This window comes from Glutamicibacter arilaitensis Re117, assembly GCF_000197735.1.
Taxonomy (GTDB): domain Bacteria; phylum Actinomycetota; class Actinomycetes; order Actinomycetales; family Micrococcaceae; genus Glutamicibacter; species Glutamicibacter arilaitensis.
In genome coordinates this window covers 1,924,427-1,943,250 of sequence record NC_014550.1, presented here as the reverse complement: position 1 = coordinate 1,943,250, position 18,824 = coordinate 1,924,427, and the positions used below count along the sequence as shown (strand labels likewise).

Sequence of the window (18,824 nt, the reverse complement as noted above, 5' to 3'; positions counted from 1 at the left end):
TCAGTGCAGCAAGATGTCCTGATTTCAGCACCCGAACCGGCCCGCCTCAAGCGGGTTGCTCGGGTGCTGATTGATTCTTCGGTCCCGCATCTGGACCGCTTCTTCGACTACGAGATCCCGCCCTCGATGACCCAGGACGCCGTGGCCGGGGTGCGCGTGAAAGTGCCTTTTGGCCCGCAGCAGCTCTCCGGGTTCATCGTGGAAGTACTTGAAGACTACGCCCCGGAAATGAAGCTTCGCCCGCTGGCAAAGCTGGTCAGCACCCAGGTGGCGTTGTATCCGCAAATTGTTGAAGCAGCCCAAGCAATCGCCACGCGCTACTCCGGGACCCTGTGGGATGTGGTGCGTCTGGCCGTGCCCGCCCGCGCCGCCAAGGTCGAAAAAGAAGAGCTGGCTACCATCAGCCCGGTACTTCCCGAGGCACCGAACCAGCTGGAGCATTACGAGCACGGGCCAGAAGCGCTGCAGGCTTGGGCCGATGGGCGCAGCTTCCGCGCGGTAGCTACCTGGGTGCCGAACTTCTACGGAGCGTGGCCTGGCTTCTTGATGGACGCGGCCCGCCCGGTGCTGCAGCGTGGCAAGCGCGTACTGCTGCTGGTGCCCGACAAGCGCGATCTGCTGCTGCTGGGCAGCTATCTGGACGAGCACTTCGGGGCTGACTCCTACGCGCAGTTGCAGGCCGATGACGGACCGACTCCGCGCTACCGCAATTTCCTGCGTGCCATCGGCGGGCATGTGCAGATCGTGATCGGCACCCGCTCCGCAGCCCTGTGCCACGTGCCGGACCTGGAACTGATCATTCTCTGGCAGGATGCCGACCAGTCGCACCGCGAACAGCGCGCCCCCTACCAGCACAGCCGCGAGGTCGCGTTGCTGCGCAGCACCCTGGCCGGCATTTCGCTGCTCATCGCCTCGCCATCGCGCTCGGTTGAAGCCCAGCGCTTGGTTTCCACCGGCTGGGCCACTGAGCTGAAGGTCCCACGCGATATCTTGCGTGCCCAAACTGCACGTATCGTGGCCACCACCAATGATTTCGAACTTGAACGCGACCCGGTGCTGGCCCGCGCCCGCATTCCCTCCTTGGCCTGGCGCGAAGCCACCAAGGCATTGGAAACCGGCCCGGTGCTCGTCCAGGTGGCGCGCACCGGATTCATGCCCGCATTGGCCTGCCAGGATTGCCGCACTTTGGCCCGTTGCACGCTGTGCCAAGGGCCGCTGCATATCGCAGGCAAAGGTTCGCATGTGGCCTGCCGCTGGTGCGGCGAGCAGTACCACGACTACCGTTGCGTGAACTGCTCTTCTTCACGGATCCGCGCCGCAAGCATCGGAGCCGATCGCACGGCCGAAGAACTCGGCCTAGCATTCCCCAAGGTCAGCGTTATTTCATCAACCGGAGCTAAACCGGTGGAGAAAATCCCTGATAAACCGGCTCTAGTGGTCGCAACACCAGGGGTCGAACCCTTTGCTGAATCCGGATACGCCGCCGTGCTGCTGCTTGACGCCGACAAGATGCTGGCCCACGATTCGCTGCGCAACGCCGAAGAAGTCATCGCCCGCTGGTTCACCGCCGCCTCCATGGCCCGCTCCAGCGGGGTAGTGGTGCTGACCGGAAATCCAAGTCCTGCCGGGGCCGCGCTGGTGCGCTACGACCCGGCATCCTTTGCCGAACGCGAATTGGCCGAACGCCGGGAGGTGGGTTTGCCCCCGGCGGTACGCAGCGCGGTCATTTCCGGGCTGGGAGCCGAACGGCTCATCGCCAACCTGGATCCCGAAACCCGCCAGCGCGTGCAAGTACACGGTCCGACGGTCATTGACGGGCCGCCAGCGCAGCACCGGTACGTGCTGTTCTTCTCCTACGCCGACGGACCGGCAGTAACCAAGGCCCTGCGCCAACTGCGCGCGAGCATGTCGGCAGCCAAGGACCCGGTCGTGAATATCGCCATCGATCCGGACGACGCGCTCTAGGAGCTGGCAGCCAGCTCCTGCAGGAAGTTCTCGATCGCGTCGGCGGTTTGCGGTGCCTTCTCGTAATGAATCAGGTGCCCGACATTCTCCAGCATCACCAGGTGCGCATCGGCGAAGCGGGCCCGCAAGGCCTCCTGGGTTTGCGGGGTGCCCAGTTCATCTTGCATTCCGCCGACCATGAGCGTGGGCAAGTCGAGCTGCGGGGCGTAGTCCCCGACAGTAGCGCTGATCGAGGCACGATAGGCCTGGGCCAGGGTGGCACGGGAATGGAAACCGCCAAAGTAGGCACGGTGCTGATCGCGCACATAGGCGCGCGTCGAAGGATCCTTGCTCTTGGTCATCACCAGGCTCATGGCGTCGCTGAACAGCTTCGAGCGCAGCAGTGGTTCGCCGATACGTGCTGGCAGCTTGGCGCATACCTCATAGTATCCACTGGTGAGCTTGGCCAGCAGCGCCTGGTCTGATTCCAAGGCCAGCTCGGAGATCGGGTTGAGCAAGATCAGCGAAGCGAAGCTGCGCGTGGTTGCCAGCTTGGCCGCTACGATCGAGCCGAAAGAATGCCCCAGCAGGTGCACCGAAGAATCCAGCTGCAGTTCCTGGGCGAGCTGCGCGAGCACGGCCGCGTAGCCGTTCACGTCGTGTTCCAGGTCCGCCATGGAGGTGGACGAGCCAAAACCTGGCAGGTCGGGAACGATCACCGTGTAGTGCGCCAGGTGCGAAACGATGCGCGCCAGTCCATGGTGGTCTCCGCGGAATCCGTGCACCGCGTAGATCACTGCCCGCGAAGGCTGTTGGGCCAGGTGGGTGTAGACCCGAATTTCAGCACCGTTCAGATGGTGGGTGGTCACTCGTTGTTCTCGTGGGGCCATGGTTTAACCCTACCCGTCCAGCAGTGCCAGTGCGGTACCTTCATCGATCACCAGATCGGTAATCAACCCGCCTTTAAGCGCACCGCGCACGGCTTGCAGCTTGCCCCGTCCGGCGACCACGCAAAAACGTGTCGGCACTTTGAGCAGGGCTTCGAGGTTGGGGCCGGTGGAACGGGCGTTCAGCGAAATATTGGAGCTGTTCCCGTCCTTGTCGAAGAACACGGTGGCCACATCGCCGACCACGCCGATTTCGTGCAGTTCCTGCGTTTCGGCCTTTGTCAGGTAGCCGCCGCGGTACACCTGGGAAGCCACCGCGGAGGCGGCCGATCCCAGAGAGAAGACCGCGAGGTTCATTTCCTTCTGAACTTGCAGCACGCGGCGGATGGAAGTTTCCTGCCACATGGCTTCACGGGTGGAGGCGCGGTCGAAGAAGGCAGGAACCGGGAACTGCTCGGTGCGGGCGGTGAATGCCTGGCCGAAGCGGGTGAGGATGTCGCTGGCATAGCGCACGCCGCTGGTTACCGGGTTCGCCGCACCGTTCAGCTGCACGATCTGCGTGTCGTGGGTTGGGTGCGAGCCCAACGCCAGTGACACAGCCTGCATGGTCGAGCCCCACGCAACGCCCACGGTCATCGATGAGGAAACCATGCCGCCCAGCAGGTAGGCCGCGTGCGCGGCGACCCGGGCGAGCAATTCGGAATCATCCATATTCCCGTCGGTGGGCACCACGTTGAAGCTGACGCCGTAGTGCTCGGAGAGCTGGTTTCCCAGCAGTGCGGACATGTTCGCGCTGGGGGAGATGCTGATGGAAACCATGCCGGTGCGTTTGGCATGGGATAGCAGGCGGGAGACTGTGGAACGCGATGTTCCCAGCTCCTTGGCGATCACTTCCATCTTCATATCCTGCAGGTAGTACAGCTGTGCGGCGCGCAGCGCGTCCTTGGCTTTCGGGGTGCTCTGCACGGATGTGCCAGTCAGCCCCCGCTTATATGTGCCGCCGGATGAAGATTTCATCATGATTCAGACCACTTCTGCACGTTTGTGCATTTTGTTTGACCGATTTGCCGTTTAGTAACAAGACTAGCTTCAGACTTATTCACTAGTTACATAAGGGGCACAAATCGTGATTCGGGAACAGCTAGCCAAACTGCGTGAACGTCCGCAGGCGAAGGTTCTGGTTGTTGGCGGTGGCATCAACGGAGTTGCAACCTTCCGTTACCTTGCCATGCAGGGGATTGATGTGGCGCTTATCGAGCGGGGCGACTACTGCCAGGGCGCTTCGGGCGCCAGCTCCCACATGATCCATGGTGGCATCCGCTACCTCGAAAACGGCGAGTTCCGTCTGGTTCATGAATCCGTTCAGGAGCGAAACTCGCTGCTGGAAATCGCTCCGCACTATGTGAAGCCGCTGCAGACCACCATCCCGATCTTCTCCACTTTCTCGGGCATCCTCAGCGCACCGATGCGCTTCCTGACCCACAAGTCCGGCAAGCCAACCGAACGCGGCGCAGCGTTGATCAAGGCCGGGCTGATCATGTATGACGTGTTCGCTGGCATCGGCGGACGCAACACCCCTTGGCACAACTTCAAGGCCGGCAAAGCCGCCCGCGAAGATCTGCCGGAACTGCGCGATGACGTGAAGTACACCGCCACCTACTTCGACGCTTCGGTGCACAACCCCGAACGCCTGACCCTGGATGTGCTGCGCGAAGGGCTGAACGCCAACGACCAGGCACGAGCCAGCAACTACGTTGAGCTGACCGGAGTCGAATCAGGCATCGCCAAGCTGCGCGACGTGCTCTCCGGCGAAGAATTCGACTTCGACGCCGAGGTCATCATCAACGCAACCGGCGCATGGGTCGACATGACCAACCAGGATCTGGGACGCGAAACCAAGTGGACTGGTGGCACCAAGGGATCGCACATCGTGCTGGACCACCCGGAACTGCTTGCCGCTACCGGCGGCCGCGAGATCTTCTTCGAACATGAAGATGGCCGCATCGTGCTGATTTACCCGATGCTAGGCCGCGTGCTGGTAGGCACCACGGACCTCGAGCACGACATGAACGAACCAGCGGTATGCACCGATGAGGAAGTGGAGTACTTCTTCGACCTGGTGCACCACGTCTTCCCGGGCATCAAGGCCACCGAAGAGCAGATCGTCTACAAGTTCTCCGGCGTCCGCCCGCTCCCAAGCCACGACGATACCGCTCCAGGGTTCGTATCCCGTGACTACCAGATCAAGGAAACCCGCCTGACAGACACCACCACCATGCTTTCGCTGATCGGTGGCAAGTGGACCACGTTCCGCGCACTGAGCGAAAACCTGGGCGGCAAGGCCCTGGAATTCCTGGGTGCCCGCGAAGTGAAGTCCACCGCCGGGGTGGCTATCGGCGGCGGCAAGAACTTCCCACGCAACGACGGCGAAGTTGCCGCCTGGTTCGCAGCACGTGAAAGCCGTGCCGGACGCGAACGCCTGCGCATTTTGCTTGAACGCTATGGAACCGGCGCCGACGCGCTGCTCGAGGCCATCGGCGAGAACGAGACCCTGCTGGAGCACACCAAGGAACTGAGCTGCGAAGAATTGGCCTACATGGCCAACTACGAGCAGGTCGGCCGCTTGATCGACGTTTTCATCCGCCGCACCAATCTGGCCTTCCGTGGCCTGGTAACAAAGAATTTGGTGATCGAGGTCGCTAACTGCCTCGCTGATCCGATGGGCTGGGACAAGTCCCAGATCCAAGCCGAGATCGACCATTCTGTCTCGGTCCTTGCAGATTCCCACGGAGTTCTCCTGGATTAATCTGCTTTTGGCCGGCGGCAGATTGCTGCCGGCAGTTGAAATCACCTAAGAGGTCAATGATGTCCACTCACGTGTTTTTCGCCGAGATGCTCGGCACCTTCGTACTATTGCTGATGGGTGGCGGCGTCTGCGCCAATGTCGCCTTGAAAGGCACATTAGGTAGCGCCGCTGGCTGGTTGTCCATCAGCTTCGGCTGGGGCTTTGCTGTTTACTGCGGCGTGTGGGTTGCCGGTATTTCCGGTGCGCACCTGAACCCTGCGGTGACCTTGGGCCTGATGGTCAATAGCGACGTCACCGAATACGCTCCGGGAGTTGCCATCACCTTGGCCAACACCTTGCTGTATTTCCTGGCGCAGTTCATCGGCGCATTCCTTGGTGCCGTGGGCGTCTGGCTGGCCTACAAGAAGCACCTTGATGACCCGCAGAATGCCGGGAACCAGCTGGGCGTCTTCGCAACCGGCCCGGCTATCCGCTCCTACGGATGGAACATGGTCACCGAGATCTTCGGTACCTTCATCCTGGTCTTCGTGATCGCTGGCCTGGGCAAGACTCCGCACCAGCTGGGCCCACTGGCCGTAGCATTGCTGGTTGTTGCCATCGGCCTGTCCCTTGGTGGAGCCACCGGCTACGCCATCAACCCATTCCGTGACCTTGCTCCACGCTTGGCGCACCAGTTGCTCCCAATCAAGGGCAAGGGCGGTTCGGACTGGGCATACTCCTGGGTTCCACTAGCTGGCCCAGCAATCGGCGGTATCGTCGGCGGCGCGTTTGCCGCGGCAATCTTCTAGAAGGAGAGTAGTTAATCATGAGTGAAAAATTCGTTATTGCCATTGACCAGGGAACGACCAGTTCCCGTGCGATCGTCTTCACCCATGCCGGTGAGGTCCACTCGGTAGGGCAGAAGGAACACGAGCAGATTTTCCCAGCCGCAGGATGGGTCGAGCATGATCCAGCTGAAATCTGGAACAATGTACGCGAAGTGATCGGCCAGGCGCTGTCCAAGGCCAATCTGACCCGTCACGACATTGAGGTTGTCGGCATCACCAACCAGCGCGAAACCGCGGTGGTATGGGATAAGAGCACCGGCGAGGCCGTCTACAACGCCATTGTCTGGCAGGACACCCGCACCCAGGACATCGTCGAAGAGCTGGCTGGCGATGAAGGACTTGAACGCTACAAGCAGACCGTGGGCCTGCCGCTGGCCACCTACTTCTCCGGTACCAAGATCAAGTGGATCCTGGACAATGTCGAAGGTGCTCGCGAACGTGCCGAAGCCGGCGACTTGCTCTTCGGCACCACCGACAGCTGGGTTCTGTGGAACCTGACCGGTGGCGTTGACGGCGGCGTGCACGTCACCGACGTGACCAATGCTTCCCGCACCCTGTTCATGGACCTGAAGACCCTGCAGTGGGACGAGAAGATCCTGGCAGACTTCGGCGTGCCGCGCTCGATGATGCCAGAAATCCGTTCCTCCTCCGAGGTCTACGGAACCGTGCACACCAACCAGCTGCTGCGCGAGGTTCCTGTTGCAGGCATCTTGGGTGACCAGCAGGCTGCAACCTTCGGCCAGGCGGCATTCACCGCAGGTACCGCGAAGAACACCTACGGCACCGGCTGCTTCCTGATCTTCAACACCGGCACCGAGATCGTGAACTCGACCAACGGCCTGCTGACCACCATGGCGTACAAGCTGGGTGACGAAGCACCGGTCTACGCTTTGGAAGGCTCGATCGCTGTGGCCGGATCCCTGGTCCAGTGGTTGCGCGATAACATCGGCATGATTTCAAGCGCTCCGGAGATCGAGGAGCTGGCAGCCAAGGTCGAGGACAACGGTGGCGTGTACATCGTTCCAGCTTTCTCCGGGCTGTTCGCACCGTACTGGCGTTCGGATGCCCGCGGCGCGATCGTGGGCCTGACCCGATTTGCGAACAAGAACCACATCGCTCGTGCGGCCTTGGAGGCTACGGCTTTCCAGACCCGTGAAGTTCTGGATGCGGTCAACGCCGATGCCGAGGTTCCACTGACCGAGCTGAAGGTCGATGGCGGCATGGTCGCCAATGAAGCGCTGATGCAGTTCCAGGCCGACATCTTAGGCGTACCAGTGGTCCGTCCGAAGGTCACCGAGACCACCGCGCTGGGTGCCGCCTATGCTGCAGGTCTCGCCGTTGGCTTCTGGAAGGATCTGGGCGAGCTGGAAGCGAACTGGTCCGAGGATACGCGCTGGGAGCCAGCCATGGATGAGGCTACGCGTGAGCGCAGCCTGCGCCTGTGGAAGAAGGCTGTTACCCGCACCTTCGACTGGGTCGATGAAGACACCAAGGCCTAGGCCGCTGGTGGGCTGATCCGCTGAAAACCGCAAACGCTCGAATCACCGTGATGGTGGTTCGAGCGTTTGCGGTTTAACCCGGAGTCTGATTCAGGCACCGTCAGACGCCAGCGGATCCTCGTTATCATCGTCGGACCCCGGGAAATGCGCTCTAGGAGCGCCGGTAGGGGCGGTGCCGTTGCAAGAATCGCACGTACCTGAGTTGGTGCGGGCGGGGGATTCGCCTGCCTGCCGCGCATCCCAGTAGGTGTTGCGCCGCGGAATCTGTTCGGGGTCCTGGTGTTCGGGCAAAAGCACGTGGGGAAGTCCGTCGACATCGAGAACCTTGAGCTGGCCGGCATGGCGCTTGTGGTGATCTTTGGTGCACATGCCCGCACCGGAGTACACGCTGGTCTCTCCACCCTCAGACCAGGCCTTGAGATAATGATCCATTTCAACTTGATCTCGCGGCGCAGTGCAATCGGGCACGATGCAGCCACGATCCCGGGCCAGGATCGCTTCCCGGATGGGCCCTTGGTGATAGCGCATGCGCCGGCCCATATCCAGCACCTGGCTGTTGCCGCCCAGGACCACCGGGATGATATTTGCCCGCGCCAGCATCTGGCGCAGTTCTCCGGGTGGGATGTCCACGCCGTTGGCGCTCATTCCGTGTGCATCGGCCAAGTTCTGCAGGTCAGCGTGCCACAGATACACAACGCACTTGGGGATGATGACCTTTCGCTTGCCGCCGGTAAAGGGGGCCCGCAGCAGCGCCATGAATGCGTTCAGCCGGCGAAGGGGCTGATCAGGTTCGGCGGCTGGATCATCGTGCGCTTCGGTATTGGGCGGGTGTTCTTCGCCGTCGGGCTCGTCGGCGTCGTCCTCTGATGCTTCTGCGGCCCACGGTGGCATAGGCTGCTCGCTGCGCAACCACTCCGGTACGGGGCCTGGCTCCTGGCAGGCCGAGCTGGATTCTTGTTGTGTGCCAGCTTCAGCTTCGTCGTTCTGCTCAATATCCTCACCGGCGCCCTCGGGCTGCTCTTGAGATGCCTGGTGATCAGCGCGGCCGGCTTCGGTGCGTGGATTGCCGGACTGGGAGCATACAGAATGAATCAGCTGCGCGTCGGTTGCGTTGGTGCGCAGGGAGAAGAAGTGCACGCCGTTTACCACCGGACCGGGGAAGAATCCGAGTTTGGGTGGCAGCTGCTTTCCATGAGTTTGCTTGTAGGTCTTGATGGCGGAATTGATCTTCTTTTGAGCCGCCCTGGGGCCTAGATCCTTCAGTGTTTGCGCCGCAAATTCATCCAAGGTGCGGCCATCGTCCCCACGGGCCACCAGTTCGGTAGCAGTGCCCTCGAAAGTGGTGTCCTGCGGCTCGAGCTTTTCCAAGCGGCGGGCCGCGCTGGCGATGGCGCGTCGGTTGGCGGTGCCCTGGTCATAGAGCTTGGCGAGTTCGGTGAAGCGCGGTGCGCAGATGCTGCCATCGGGTGTGCGCCGGCCAATGAGCAGGTGGGCGTCGGCGATGCGCCGTTGGGCTTCGAAGTAGGCGATACCCAGCCAGGCTGCCAGCAGCTCTTCCGCGTTCTTATGGCAGCTGCGTCCCTGGACCACAGGAGGTGGACCTGCAAAGAGGTCATCGGTGATGGCGTGGGGATCATCTTCGGGCAGGCGCAGTGCGGCGTAGCTTTCCAAGCTCAGCGCGTGCGCGCCGCTGGCTTGAGCATCAAGGGCCCCGGCGAGCTGGTCGCGATGAAGCTGCTGCGAGAACCGCTCGACTAGCTGCAGTTGCGCCAGAACCAGGCGCGGATCCCCGCTTTGGTGCACGGCCTTGCCCACGGCGGTGAACAGCGCCAGGCACAGATAGCCAAGGCGCAGCAGCACGGCCCCGGACAGCTGGGGCCCGAAGTGCAGTGCTGCCGAACACGCGGTGCGCATGCTGGCGATCAAATGCGGCGTACTCATGGCACCATGATCGAACACTGCAAACGGCTTGATGCGGCGCACTGACCGGATGTGGATAAGCGCTCAAGCGTGGTGCTGGCCGCTGTGTTCAATCTTGCGCTTCATCGATGCGCGCGTGGGCAGGGGATATGCGATAGAATCGCGATATGAATTCTCAGCGCAACCTAGTCTAAGCGCGGCCTGCTGGCCGTACCCCCGAGTGTAAATTTGGGGGCTTTTGTTGTGTCTGGAACCAATAGCAAGTTTTTCCTATCGGAAATATTTCCGCAAAGGTGTGAGAAGAGCAGCGTGACATCATCGACGAACGAACCCAGGACCTACGACTTCAAGGACATCGAGTCCAAGTGGCTTCCGGTGTGGGACGAACTAAAGGTGTTCAAGCCCGCCGATGATGGCAGCCGCGAACGCCGCTATGTCTTGGACATGTTCCCCTACCCATCGGGCGACCTGCACATGGGCCACGCCGAGGCTTTCGCCATGGGCGATGTTGTCGCACGCTACTGGCGCCTGCGCGGCTATGATGTGATGCACCCGATCGGCTGGGATTCCTTCGGCCTGCCTGCGGAGAACGCCGCGATCAAGCGCAACGCGCACCCTGCGGAGTGGACCTACAAGAACATCGACACCCAGGCTGCCAGCTTCAAGCGCTACGCGATCTCCGCTGACTGGGATCGCCGCCTGCACACCTCGGATCCCGAGTACTACCGCTGGACCCAGTGGCTGTTCAACAAGTTCTACGACAAGGGCCTGGCCTACCGCAAGGACCACCCGGTCAACTGGTGCCCGAAGGACCAGACCGTGCTGGCCAACGAGCAGGTCGTCAACGGCGCCTGCGAGCGTTGCGGCACCGCGGTGACCAAGAAGTCGCTGAACCAGTGGTACTTCAAGATCACCGACTACGCAGATCGCCTGCTTGAAGACATGGACCAGCTCAAGGGCCACTGGCCTGAGCGCGTGCTGCTGATGCAGAAGAACTGGATCGGCCGCTCCGAAGGCGCCGAGGTGACCTTCGAGATCGAAGCCACCGACGCCAAGCCTGCGGTGCAGATCCCGGTCTTCACCACCCGCCCGGACACCCTGTACGGCGCCACCTTCATGGTGGTCGCCGCCGATGCGGAGCTGGCCGGCGAGCTGGTCACCGATGAGCACCGCGGCGCCCTGGAGGAATACCAGGAGCAGGTCAAGGCGCTGAGCGAAATCGAGCGCCAGTCCACCGAACGCGAGAAGACCGGTGTGTTCACCGGCCGCTACGGCATCAACCCGCTCTCGGGGGAGAAGCTGCCGATCTGGGCTGCCGACTACGTGCTGGCCGACTACGGCACCGGCGCGATCATGGCCGTGCCTGCGCACGACCAGCGCGACCTGGACTTCGCCCGCGCCTTCGACCTGCCAGTGCGCGTGGTCGTGGACACCGGTGAAGAGGACCCGAACGAAACCGGTACCGCCACCGCCGGGGAAGGCCAGCTGGTGAACTCCGGCGAGCTGACCGGGCTGGAGAAGAGTGCGGCGATCGCCAAGGCCATTGAGATCGTGGAAGCTGCCGGCACCGGCAAGCACACCATCAACTTCCGCCTGCGCGACTGGCTGCTGTCCCGCCAGCGCTTCTGGGGCACCCCGATCCCGATTATCCACTGTGCTGACTGCGGCGAGGTTCCGGTTCCCGATGACCAGCTGCCAGTGCGCCTGCCAGATAACCTGCGCGGCGAGCAGCTGGCTCCCAAGGGCACTTCCCCGCTGGCCGCAGCTGAGGAATGGGTCAACGTGGCTTGCCCTAAGTGCGGGGCGGATGCCAAGCGCGACACCGACACCATGGACACCTTCGTGGACTCCTCGTGGTACTTCCTGCGCTTCGTCTCCCCGGATTACACCGAAGGGCCATTCGATCCGAAGGCAGTACGCGACTGGATGCCGGTGGGCCAGTACGTCGGCGGTGTCGAGCACGCGATCTTGCACCTGCTGTACTCGCGCTTCTTCACCAAGGTCATCCACGACCTGGGCCTGATCGACGCGACCGAGCCGTTCTCCGCGCTGCTGAACCAGGGCCAGGTGCTGAACGGCGGCAAGGCGATGAGCAAGTCGCTGGGCAACGGCGTGGACCTGGGCGAGCAGCTGGACAAGTTCGGCGTGGACGCCGTGCGCCTGACCATGATCTTCGCCTCCCCGCCGGAGGATGACGTGGACTGGGCCGATGTGTCCCCATCGGGTTCGCAGAAATTCCTGGCCCGCGCTTGGCGCATCGCCCAGGACACCACCAGCGAAGCCGGAGCGGATTACGCGGCCGGGGACAAGGCACTGCGCCAGGTCACCCACCGCACCGTGCACGAATCGGCGCAGCTGCTGGATTCGGGCAAGTTCAACGTGGTCATCGCCAAGACGATGGAGCTGGTCAACGCGACCCGCAAGACCATCGACTCCGGTGCCGGCGCAACCGACCCGGCAGTACGCGAAGCGGCCACCGTCGTCGCCCAGCTGCTGAGCATGTTCGCCCCGTACACCGCCGAGGACATGTGGGAAGCCCTGGGCTACGCACCATCGGTGGTCACCAGTGCGTGGCCAGAAGTGGACGAGTCGCTGCTGGTCGATGACACCATCACCGCGGTCGTGCAGATCAAGGGCAAGGTCCGCGCCCGCCTGGAAGTTTCGGTAGACATCACCGAGGACGAACTGCGCGAGCAGGCCCTGGCCCACGAGTCGGTGATCCGGATGCTCGATGGCAAGGAACCGCTGAAGGTCATCGTGCGTGCGCCGAAGCTCGTGAACGTGGTTCCCGCCCCGTAAGCTCAGCTCATGACTGAACGACAGAAAAGCTCGCGCGCGGGCTGGCTGCCCAAGTGGCTGGCCCCGCGCGGGCTTTCTCGTACCCGGATCGGGGTAGTTTCCGATTCGGCTTCGTGCCTGCCGCAGGAATTGCGCGCACTGCCGGACTTCATCCAAGTGCCGATCCCGATCATCGTGGACAACCACGTGCATGGCGAGGACCTGCAGGCGCTGCTGCTGGGCCTGGCCATGGGCAAGGCGGTGAAAACTTCACGCCCGGCCCCCGGAGAGTTTGAACGCGCCTACCGGCAGTTGCTGGATGCAGGCTGCGAATCGATCATTTCCATCCACATGTCCGGGGCGCTGTCGGGCACCGTGGATGCCGCCCGCTTGGCTGCCCGCAGTTTTGACGCGCCGATCACCGTAATCGACTCGAACACCGTCTGCCTGCCGCAGGGCTTTGCCGTGGCTGATGTGCTGCAGGCCCGGTCCGCCGGCGCGCCGCTGCAGATGCTCGAGCAGATCGCACGGACCGCTACCGCCAACACCGTCTACTTCGCGGTGCCCAGCTTGGAGCAGCTGCGCCGCGGCGGGCGGATCAGCGCGCTGTCCTCGGTGCTGGGCAGCTTGCTGAACGTCAAGCCGATCCTCGGGATCAGCGACGGGGCGATTATCGCCCTGGAAAAGCCGCGCTCCTTCGCTCGCGCCACCGCACGGCTGGTTTCCTTGGCCTTGCATGACGCCCGCGAAGCCACCGGCCAGGTGCGCTTAGGGGTCATGCATTTTGGCGCCGAAGAACTGGCCGTGGAGATCGCCACCGAACTGGCCCCATTCAGCTCCGGCCCGGTGGTCGTCGAATCGCTGCCCGCGGTGCTCGCAGCGCATACCGGGATGGGCGTGATTGGCGTGTGCGCCGCCCCGCTGAATCCACAACCGGCATCATTCCTGGATACCGAAAAGCACCAATAGCGCAGACTGTGGCCTATGGGCCGCCACGACTTCTTCAGCAAGTACGCGCCACGTCCCGGTCGCCTCAGGTTTGCGATCTCGCGCGTGGCCGTGCTGGTGCTGGTCATTGTGGTGCTCGCCTGGATTGCGATTTCCATCCTGCTCGCCCCGCCACCGGTGGCACAGGAATTGGAAACTGTTCCGCTGGTCTCCGAACCGACTCGCGATCCGCTGCAAACCCCGGCGTCGCCGACCACAACCGGCCCCGGGGTAACGGTGCACGTGGTCGGTGCGGTCAAGAAGCCCGGGGTATACCAGCTACCAGCAGGCTCACGGATTACCGATGCTGTGGACGTTGCCGGCGGACTGTCCAAGCACGCGCAACCGCAGCTGGTGAACCTGGCCGCCAAGCTGGTCGATGGACAGCAGGTCATCCTGCCCGGCACTGCACCGGGGGAACAACTGCCTTCAGCCCAACCAGCGCCCTCCAGCTCGAAGATATCGATCAACAACGCTGATTCCCAAACCCTGCAAGAGCTGCCGGGAATCGGCCCGGCCTTAGCTGAGCGGATCATCGACTTCCGGAGTAAGAACGGCCCGTTTACCTCTGTGGAAGAGTTGGACGCGGTATCCGGCATCGGCCCGGCATTGCTTTCCCAGCTCAGTGAGCTGGTGGTCCCGTGAACACCGACTTCCGCGGACTGTGGCTGTTGGCCGGGGCGTGGGTCGCCGCCTATTTCACCTTGCCGGCCTGGGTGTTGTGGTGTTCGCTCGCGCTGCTTGTGCTGCTGCTGGCACTGTTGCTTCGAGCCCGCCATGACCAGGCCCATTCAGCACCGTGGTTTAGCGGTCCGCTGATCTTGCTGCTCGGGCTGATTGCCGTGAGCATGCTGGGGCTGTCCAACCCGCCGTGCCAGCTGCCAGCCGGTAGCGAGCAGCAGCGACGGGCCGTGGTCAGCTTCCAGGATCCGGCATCAGCGCAAGGGGGCGCGTCGGCGGCCGGTCCAGCGCAAATCCAACGGTATTGGAACCAGGACCGGTGGGTGCAATGCCAGGTGCCGGTGTACCTGAGCGTTGAGTACGGGTTGCCCGCTCATGCCGGGGAATTCGAGGTGATCCTCGATTTGGACGCAGCGCAGGCAGGTTCCTTCGATTGGTGGGCCCGGGCCGCCAGCGAGCCGAAGGTCAGATCCTGGGTTGAACCTACGGCCGCCGACTTCCTCAAACAACGGTTCGTGCTCAGCTTGGGGCAATTGCCCGACAACGCGCAGGCACTGCTTCCGGGCATGCTCTACGGGGATCGCTCGGGGCAGGATGAGGCATTGGGTGATGCCATGAAAACCAGCGGCCTGAGCCACCTGACAGCCGTGAGCGGATCGAATATCGCGCTGATCGCAGCGATCGTGCTGGTGCTCTTCCGGCTGTTCAGCGTTCCACGGGCGCCAAGTGCGATCTTGACGATCGGCGTGGTGGGGCTGTTCACCTGGTTTGTCGGACCAGATCCCAGTGTCCTTCGTGCCAGCCTGATGGGCAGCATCGCGGTGATTTCGGTACTGCTGGGACGAGGCCAGGGCTCCTTGGGAATCCTGTGCCTGACCGGCACGGTGCTGCTGGTAGCTGATCGCTCTCTGGGGGCTGAACCGGCTTTCGCGCTTTCGGTGCTGGCGACCTTGGGCATCATCATGCTCGCACCGGCGCTGACCGAAATACTTGCCCAGTTCCTCCCATCGTGCCTTGCCCAGCTGACCGCAATTTGCTGCGCGGCGCAATTCACCTGCCTGCCGGTGATCATTGCGTTGAATTCGAATTTCAGCTTGTACTCGCTGCCTACCAACCTGCTGGTGGCTCCGCTGTTGCCGCTGATTACGTCGGTGGGCATGGTGTGCCTGCTGCTGTGCACGCCGCTGCCGGGATTTTCCGGCGTCTTGATCTGGGTGCCGGGCCTTCTGGCTGAAGCCATTGGCAAAGTTGCCCATTTCGCCTCGGGACTGCCCGGGGCTGCCCGGCCCTGGCCCGAGGGACTGGGCGGAATTATCTTGGCTGTGATGCTCGCAGTGGTGCTATGCACGTTGCTGATTGTGGGGCGGGAGACCGAGAAGTTGCGGGTACGCCAGGTCGCTCTGGGGGTGCTGGGAGCGATTCTGGTCTGCGTGCTGGCGCTGGTGCTGCCTGCGACGTTGTTCTACCGCGAAAAGGTGCCCCCGCAGTGGAGTATTGCCATGTGCGATGTTGGCCAGGGCGACGCTTTCGTGATCAACCTGGGTGATGCCCGCGGCTGGCTGATTGATACCGGCCCACCGGAAAGTGGACTGCTGGCATGCCTTGATCGGTTGGGGATCCAGTCATTGAGCAAGGTGTTCATTACCCATACGCACAACGATCATTTCGGTGGAGTCGAGGAATTGGAAGATTCTGGCGTGCAGATCGATGAGCGCTTGGTATCCACCGGCTTCGATCTGGAACTGTGGCCCGGTGCGCAGGTGCTGGAACCGGGAACGCAGCAAGTTGCCGGGGATATACGCTTTGAAGTGATCGGACCCGAGGCGAAGTTCGCGCAGTTTGCCGAACCCAACGATACGTCGTTGGTGCTGCGCTTCAGCTTTGCCACAAAGAACGGAATCGTCGATTTCTTTGCCGCCGGCGATATGGAAACCGAGGCGATGGATCGATTGCTGAAGCTGCATCCGCAAGGACCCGCGGCGATTTTGAAGGCATCCCATCATGGGGCGCGTAACGGTGGAACCGAAATTCTTGAGCAGATCCATCCGCAGGTGCTGTTGATCTCCGTGGGCGAAGACAATAGCTATGGACACCCGCATCCGCAGACCTTGGAAGTGGCGAAGCAGATCGGGGCTGAGGTTTTCCGGACCGATCAATCCGGTACCGTACTGCTCACATTTACCACTGAGGGTGTTCTGGGTACCTCACTAGGTACTCCAGTTCGGTAGGATCGGTATATCGACCAATGCACTAAGGAGTTCGATGGCACGCGCCCAAGCAAATCCGGGTATCTCATGGCGGGAGCTCAGCCCGCAACCGTTGATTTTGCTCAGCGGTTCAGAAGATTATCTGGCCTCCCGCGCCTTCGAACTGCTGCGTTCCCAAGCAGCCGTGCGCGAAGACATCCAGCATACCCGCCTGGACGCGGCCAAGTACGAACCCGGTGAACTGCTGCTGGCCACCAGCTCGTCGCTGTTCTCCAGCGCCAATTTGGTCGAAGTCCACGAGTTGGCCCACATGAACGAATACTTCCTCAAGGATGCGCTGGCCTACCTGAAGGACCAGGCGCCAGAGAATGTCCTGATCATGCATCACTCCGGCGGTACCCGTGGCAAGAAGCTGCTCGACGCGATCAAAGCTGCTGGCGCCTTGATCGTCAACTGCCAGCCGGTGAAGAAGGACGCCGAGAAGATCGACTTCGTCCAGGCCGAGTTCAAATCCGCTAAGCGTCGAATCACCAACGATGCGGTCAAAGCATTGGTTGCCGCGGTAGGCAATTCGCTGGCCGAGCTGGGATCGAGCTGCTCCCAGCTGATCCAAGATACCACCGGAACGATCGACCAGGATATGGTCGACAAATACTATGGTGGTCGTGTTGAAGCGACCGCGTTCAAGGTTGCCGACGCCGCGATTTCCGGCAATGCAGTCTTGGCGTTGCGCACGCTGCGCCATTCGCTGAGCACTGGTACGGATCCGATTCCCATTGTGGCCACCTTGGCGATGAAGGTGCGGCAGATAGCCAAGGTCGCTGGGGTCAACGAGCCAGCTGCTTCCCTAGCTTCTGAGCTGGGCATGGCGCCTTGGCAGGTTCAGCAGGCGCAGCAGCAGGCACGTGGTTGGAAACGCGGGGATCTTGCGCTGTGCGTAGAGGAAATCGCCAATACGGACCGCATGGTCAAGGGCGGCAGCCGTTCGCCGGGATACGCCTTGGAACATGCAATCATGTTCATCGCGGGCAAGGCTCCACGACGCTGAGTCTTGCCGACTGGGAACAAGCAACGGGCACGCACGAATCGTTCGTGCGTGCCCGTTGCCGTTTCACACTTCAAGCGTATATCAAGGGTTTCTGGGCAAAACAAAACCCCCGCACTCAATGAGTACGGGGGAGATGATGAAGTCTAAGCTCGGCTTAGAGGGCATTAACCTTCTTGGCAATAGCCGACTTGCGGTTAGCAGCGTTGTTCTTGTGCAGAACACCCTTGCTTACAGCCTTGTCGAGCTTCTTGCCAGCCAGGCGCAATGCCTCGGTTGCCTTTTCCTTGTCACCGGAGACTACTGCCTCGTTGACGTTACGGATCACGGTCTTAACCTCGGAACGGACAGCTACGTTACGTAGACGTGCCTTCTCGTTGGTCAGGTTACGCTTCTTCTGGGACTTGATGTTAGCCACTTTAATAAACTCTCTCGTTTATCGTTTTATACGGTCGGTAGAGGGTTCATCCTTCAGGCCATCGACTGAGCGGTGTGGGGCACCTATGGCGACCCGAAGGGGGCGTGTTGCCCAACCTGCGCAACACACAAGGATTAACACTATCAGATAAGGAAGCTGGCAACGAGTGCTTATGCGCGTTCGTTTAGGACGTTCACCACATTCGAGAATCGCGCCCGATCCAAGATCGCTCCCTCACGGCGCACGGCCTGCTCATCAACTCGAATGATGCGATCCAGCTTGACCTCGCTCGGGCGACGCTCGCGGTCCCAATCGCCGGTGCCGATATCCATGTAATTCGGGTTGTGCTGATCCGAATTGTTCTTGTCCTTGCTGGTGAGCATCAAGCCAAGCAGCCATCCGTTATCGCGTCCCACGATCAATACGGGGCGGTCCTTGCCCTGCGAGTAGTCTTCTTCATAGGGGACCCAGGTCCACACGATTTCTCCCGGGTCGGCATTGCCGTCCTTCGAAGGGTTGTACTCGAAGTGAATCCCGCTACGGTAATCACCTGGGTAGCCGGTGCCCGCTGAAGAGCCGCGCCCGGCGTGTGAAGACGAGCCGTGGGAAGCTGTGCTTCGGGGGCTGCTGCCTCCTCGGTTGCTGGCTGGTCGATTGCCGGTGGAACCTGCGCGGACCTTGTTGATCTCCTTGACCACGCGCATGACGATGCTAAATATCTTCTGTGGATTCAGTGCCATGCACGACAAACTATCAGTTTCAGGCTGTCGAAATATGAGATGACGCGGAAATCATGACAGAATGGAAGCTAATCCAACTATGTCT

Annotated in this window: 14 protein-coding genes; 9 read left to right on the top strand and 5 right to left on the bottom strand. The window is 61.8% G+C overall.

Translation table 11 applies throughout. The features are described from left to right. The first annotated feature begins 3 nt into the window (after positions 1-3). Positions 4-1,965 (top strand): primosomal protein N' family DNA-binding protein, encoded by a 1,962-nt coding sequence (locus tag AARI_RS09320; RefSeq protein ID WP_013349050.1) that lies wholly within the window; start codon positions 4-6, stop codon positions 1,963-1,965. Here the strand turns inward: AARI_RS09320 and AARI_RS09315 are convergent. After that, entirely contained in the window at positions 1,962-2,834 is an 873-nt protein-coding gene (locus tag AARI_RS09315; protein WP_013349049.1) for an alpha/beta fold hydrolase, read from the bottom strand. The genes AARI_RS09320 and AARI_RS09315 overlap by 4 nt on opposite strands. 9 nt (positions 2,835-2,843) lie before the next feature. Continuing rightward, positions 2,844-3,851, bottom strand: coding sequence for a sugar-binding transcriptional regulator (locus tag AARI_RS09310; protein ID WP_013349048.1), 1,008 nt, complete (start codon positions 3,849-3,851; stop codon positions 2,844-2,846). Positions 3,852-3,957: 106 nt separating this feature from the next. Here AARI_RS09310 and AARI_RS09305 point away from each other — a divergent pair, with 106 nt between their 5' ends. Genes AARI_RS09305 through glpK form a run of 3 tightly spaced genes read left to right on the top strand, consistent with a single transcriptional unit; the run spans position 3,958 to position 7,963 of the window. Then, the gene (locus AARI_RS09305; RefSeq protein WP_013349047.1) at positions 3,958-5,637 is read left to right on the top strand and encodes a glycerol-3-phosphate dehydrogenase/oxidase; all 1,680 of its coding nucleotides are present in this window, start codon (positions 3,958-3,960) and stop codon (positions 5,635-5,637) included. A 59-nt stretch (positions 5,638-5,696) separates the two neighbouring features. After that, entirely contained in the window at positions 5,697-6,425 is a 729-nt protein-coding gene (locus tag AARI_RS09300) for an MIP/aquaporin family protein (protein WP_013349046.1), read from the top strand. A gap of 17 nt (positions 6,426-6,442) precedes the next feature. Further along, positions 6,443-7,963: a glycerol kinase GlpK gene (gene glpK, locus AARI_RS09295; protein ID WP_013349045.1), complete on the top strand. Its 1,521-nt coding sequence runs from the start codon at positions 6,443-6,445 to the stop codon at positions 7,961-7,963. Between the two features lie 90 nt (positions 7,964-8,053). Here the strand turns inward: glpK and AARI_RS09290 are convergent, their stop codons facing one another. Then, the gene (locus AARI_RS09290; protein ID WP_013349044.1) at positions 8,054-9,904 is read right to left on the bottom strand and encodes an ICP22 family protein; all 1,851 of its coding nucleotides are present in this window, start codon (positions 9,902-9,904) and stop codon (positions 8,054-8,056) included. A 288-nt stretch (positions 9,905-10,192) separates the two neighbouring features. On the opposite strand from AARI_RS09290, the gene leuS reads away from it, so the two are divergent. Genes leuS through holA form a run of 5 tightly spaced genes read left to right on the top strand, consistent with a single transcriptional unit; the run spans position 10,193 to position 17,584 of the window. Beyond that, entirely contained in the window at positions 10,193-12,682 is a 2,490-nt protein-coding gene (leuS, locus tag AARI_RS09285; RefSeq protein ID WP_013349043.1) for a leucine--tRNA ligase, read from the top strand. 9 nt (positions 12,683-12,691) lie between these two features. After that, positions 12,692-13,630, top strand: coding sequence for a DegV family protein (locus AARI_RS09280; RefSeq protein ID WP_013349042.1), 939 nt, complete (start codon positions 12,692-12,694; stop codon positions 13,628-13,630). A gap of 15 nt (positions 13,631-13,645) precedes the next feature. Further along, on the top strand, positions 13,646-14,293 hold the full coding sequence (locus AARI_RS09275; RefSeq protein WP_013349041.1) for a ComEA family DNA-binding protein: 648 nt from the start codon (positions 13,646-13,648) through the stop codon (positions 14,291-14,293). Beyond that, positions 14,290-16,557, top strand: a complete 2,268-nt coding sequence (locus AARI_RS09270; protein WP_013349040.1) for a ComEC/Rec2 family competence protein — start codon at positions 14,290-14,292, stop codon at positions 16,555-16,557. The genes AARI_RS09275 and AARI_RS09270 overlap by 4 nt, the downstream gene beginning before the upstream one ends. 34 nt (positions 16,558-16,591) lie before the next feature. Continuing rightward, on the top strand, positions 16,592-17,584 hold the full coding sequence (gene holA, locus AARI_RS09265; RefSeq protein ID WP_013349039.1) for a DNA polymerase III subunit delta: 993 nt from the start codon (positions 16,592-16,594) through the stop codon (positions 17,582-17,584). A gap of 154 nt (positions 17,585-17,738) precedes the next feature. On the opposite strand, the gene rpsT is transcribed toward holA, so the two are convergent. After that, a complete protein-coding gene (gene rpsT / locus AARI_RS09260; RefSeq protein WP_013349038.1) occupies positions 17,739-17,999 on the bottom strand; it encodes a 30S ribosomal protein S20 in 261 nt (86 codons plus the stop codon). Positions 18,000-18,169: 170 nt separating this feature from the next. After that, positions 18,170-18,739, bottom strand: coding sequence for a type II toxin-antitoxin system PemK/MazF family toxin (locus tag AARI_RS09255; protein WP_013349037.1), 570 nt, complete (start codon positions 18,737-18,739; stop codon positions 18,170-18,172). Positions 18,740-18,824: the final 85 nt, after the last annotated feature.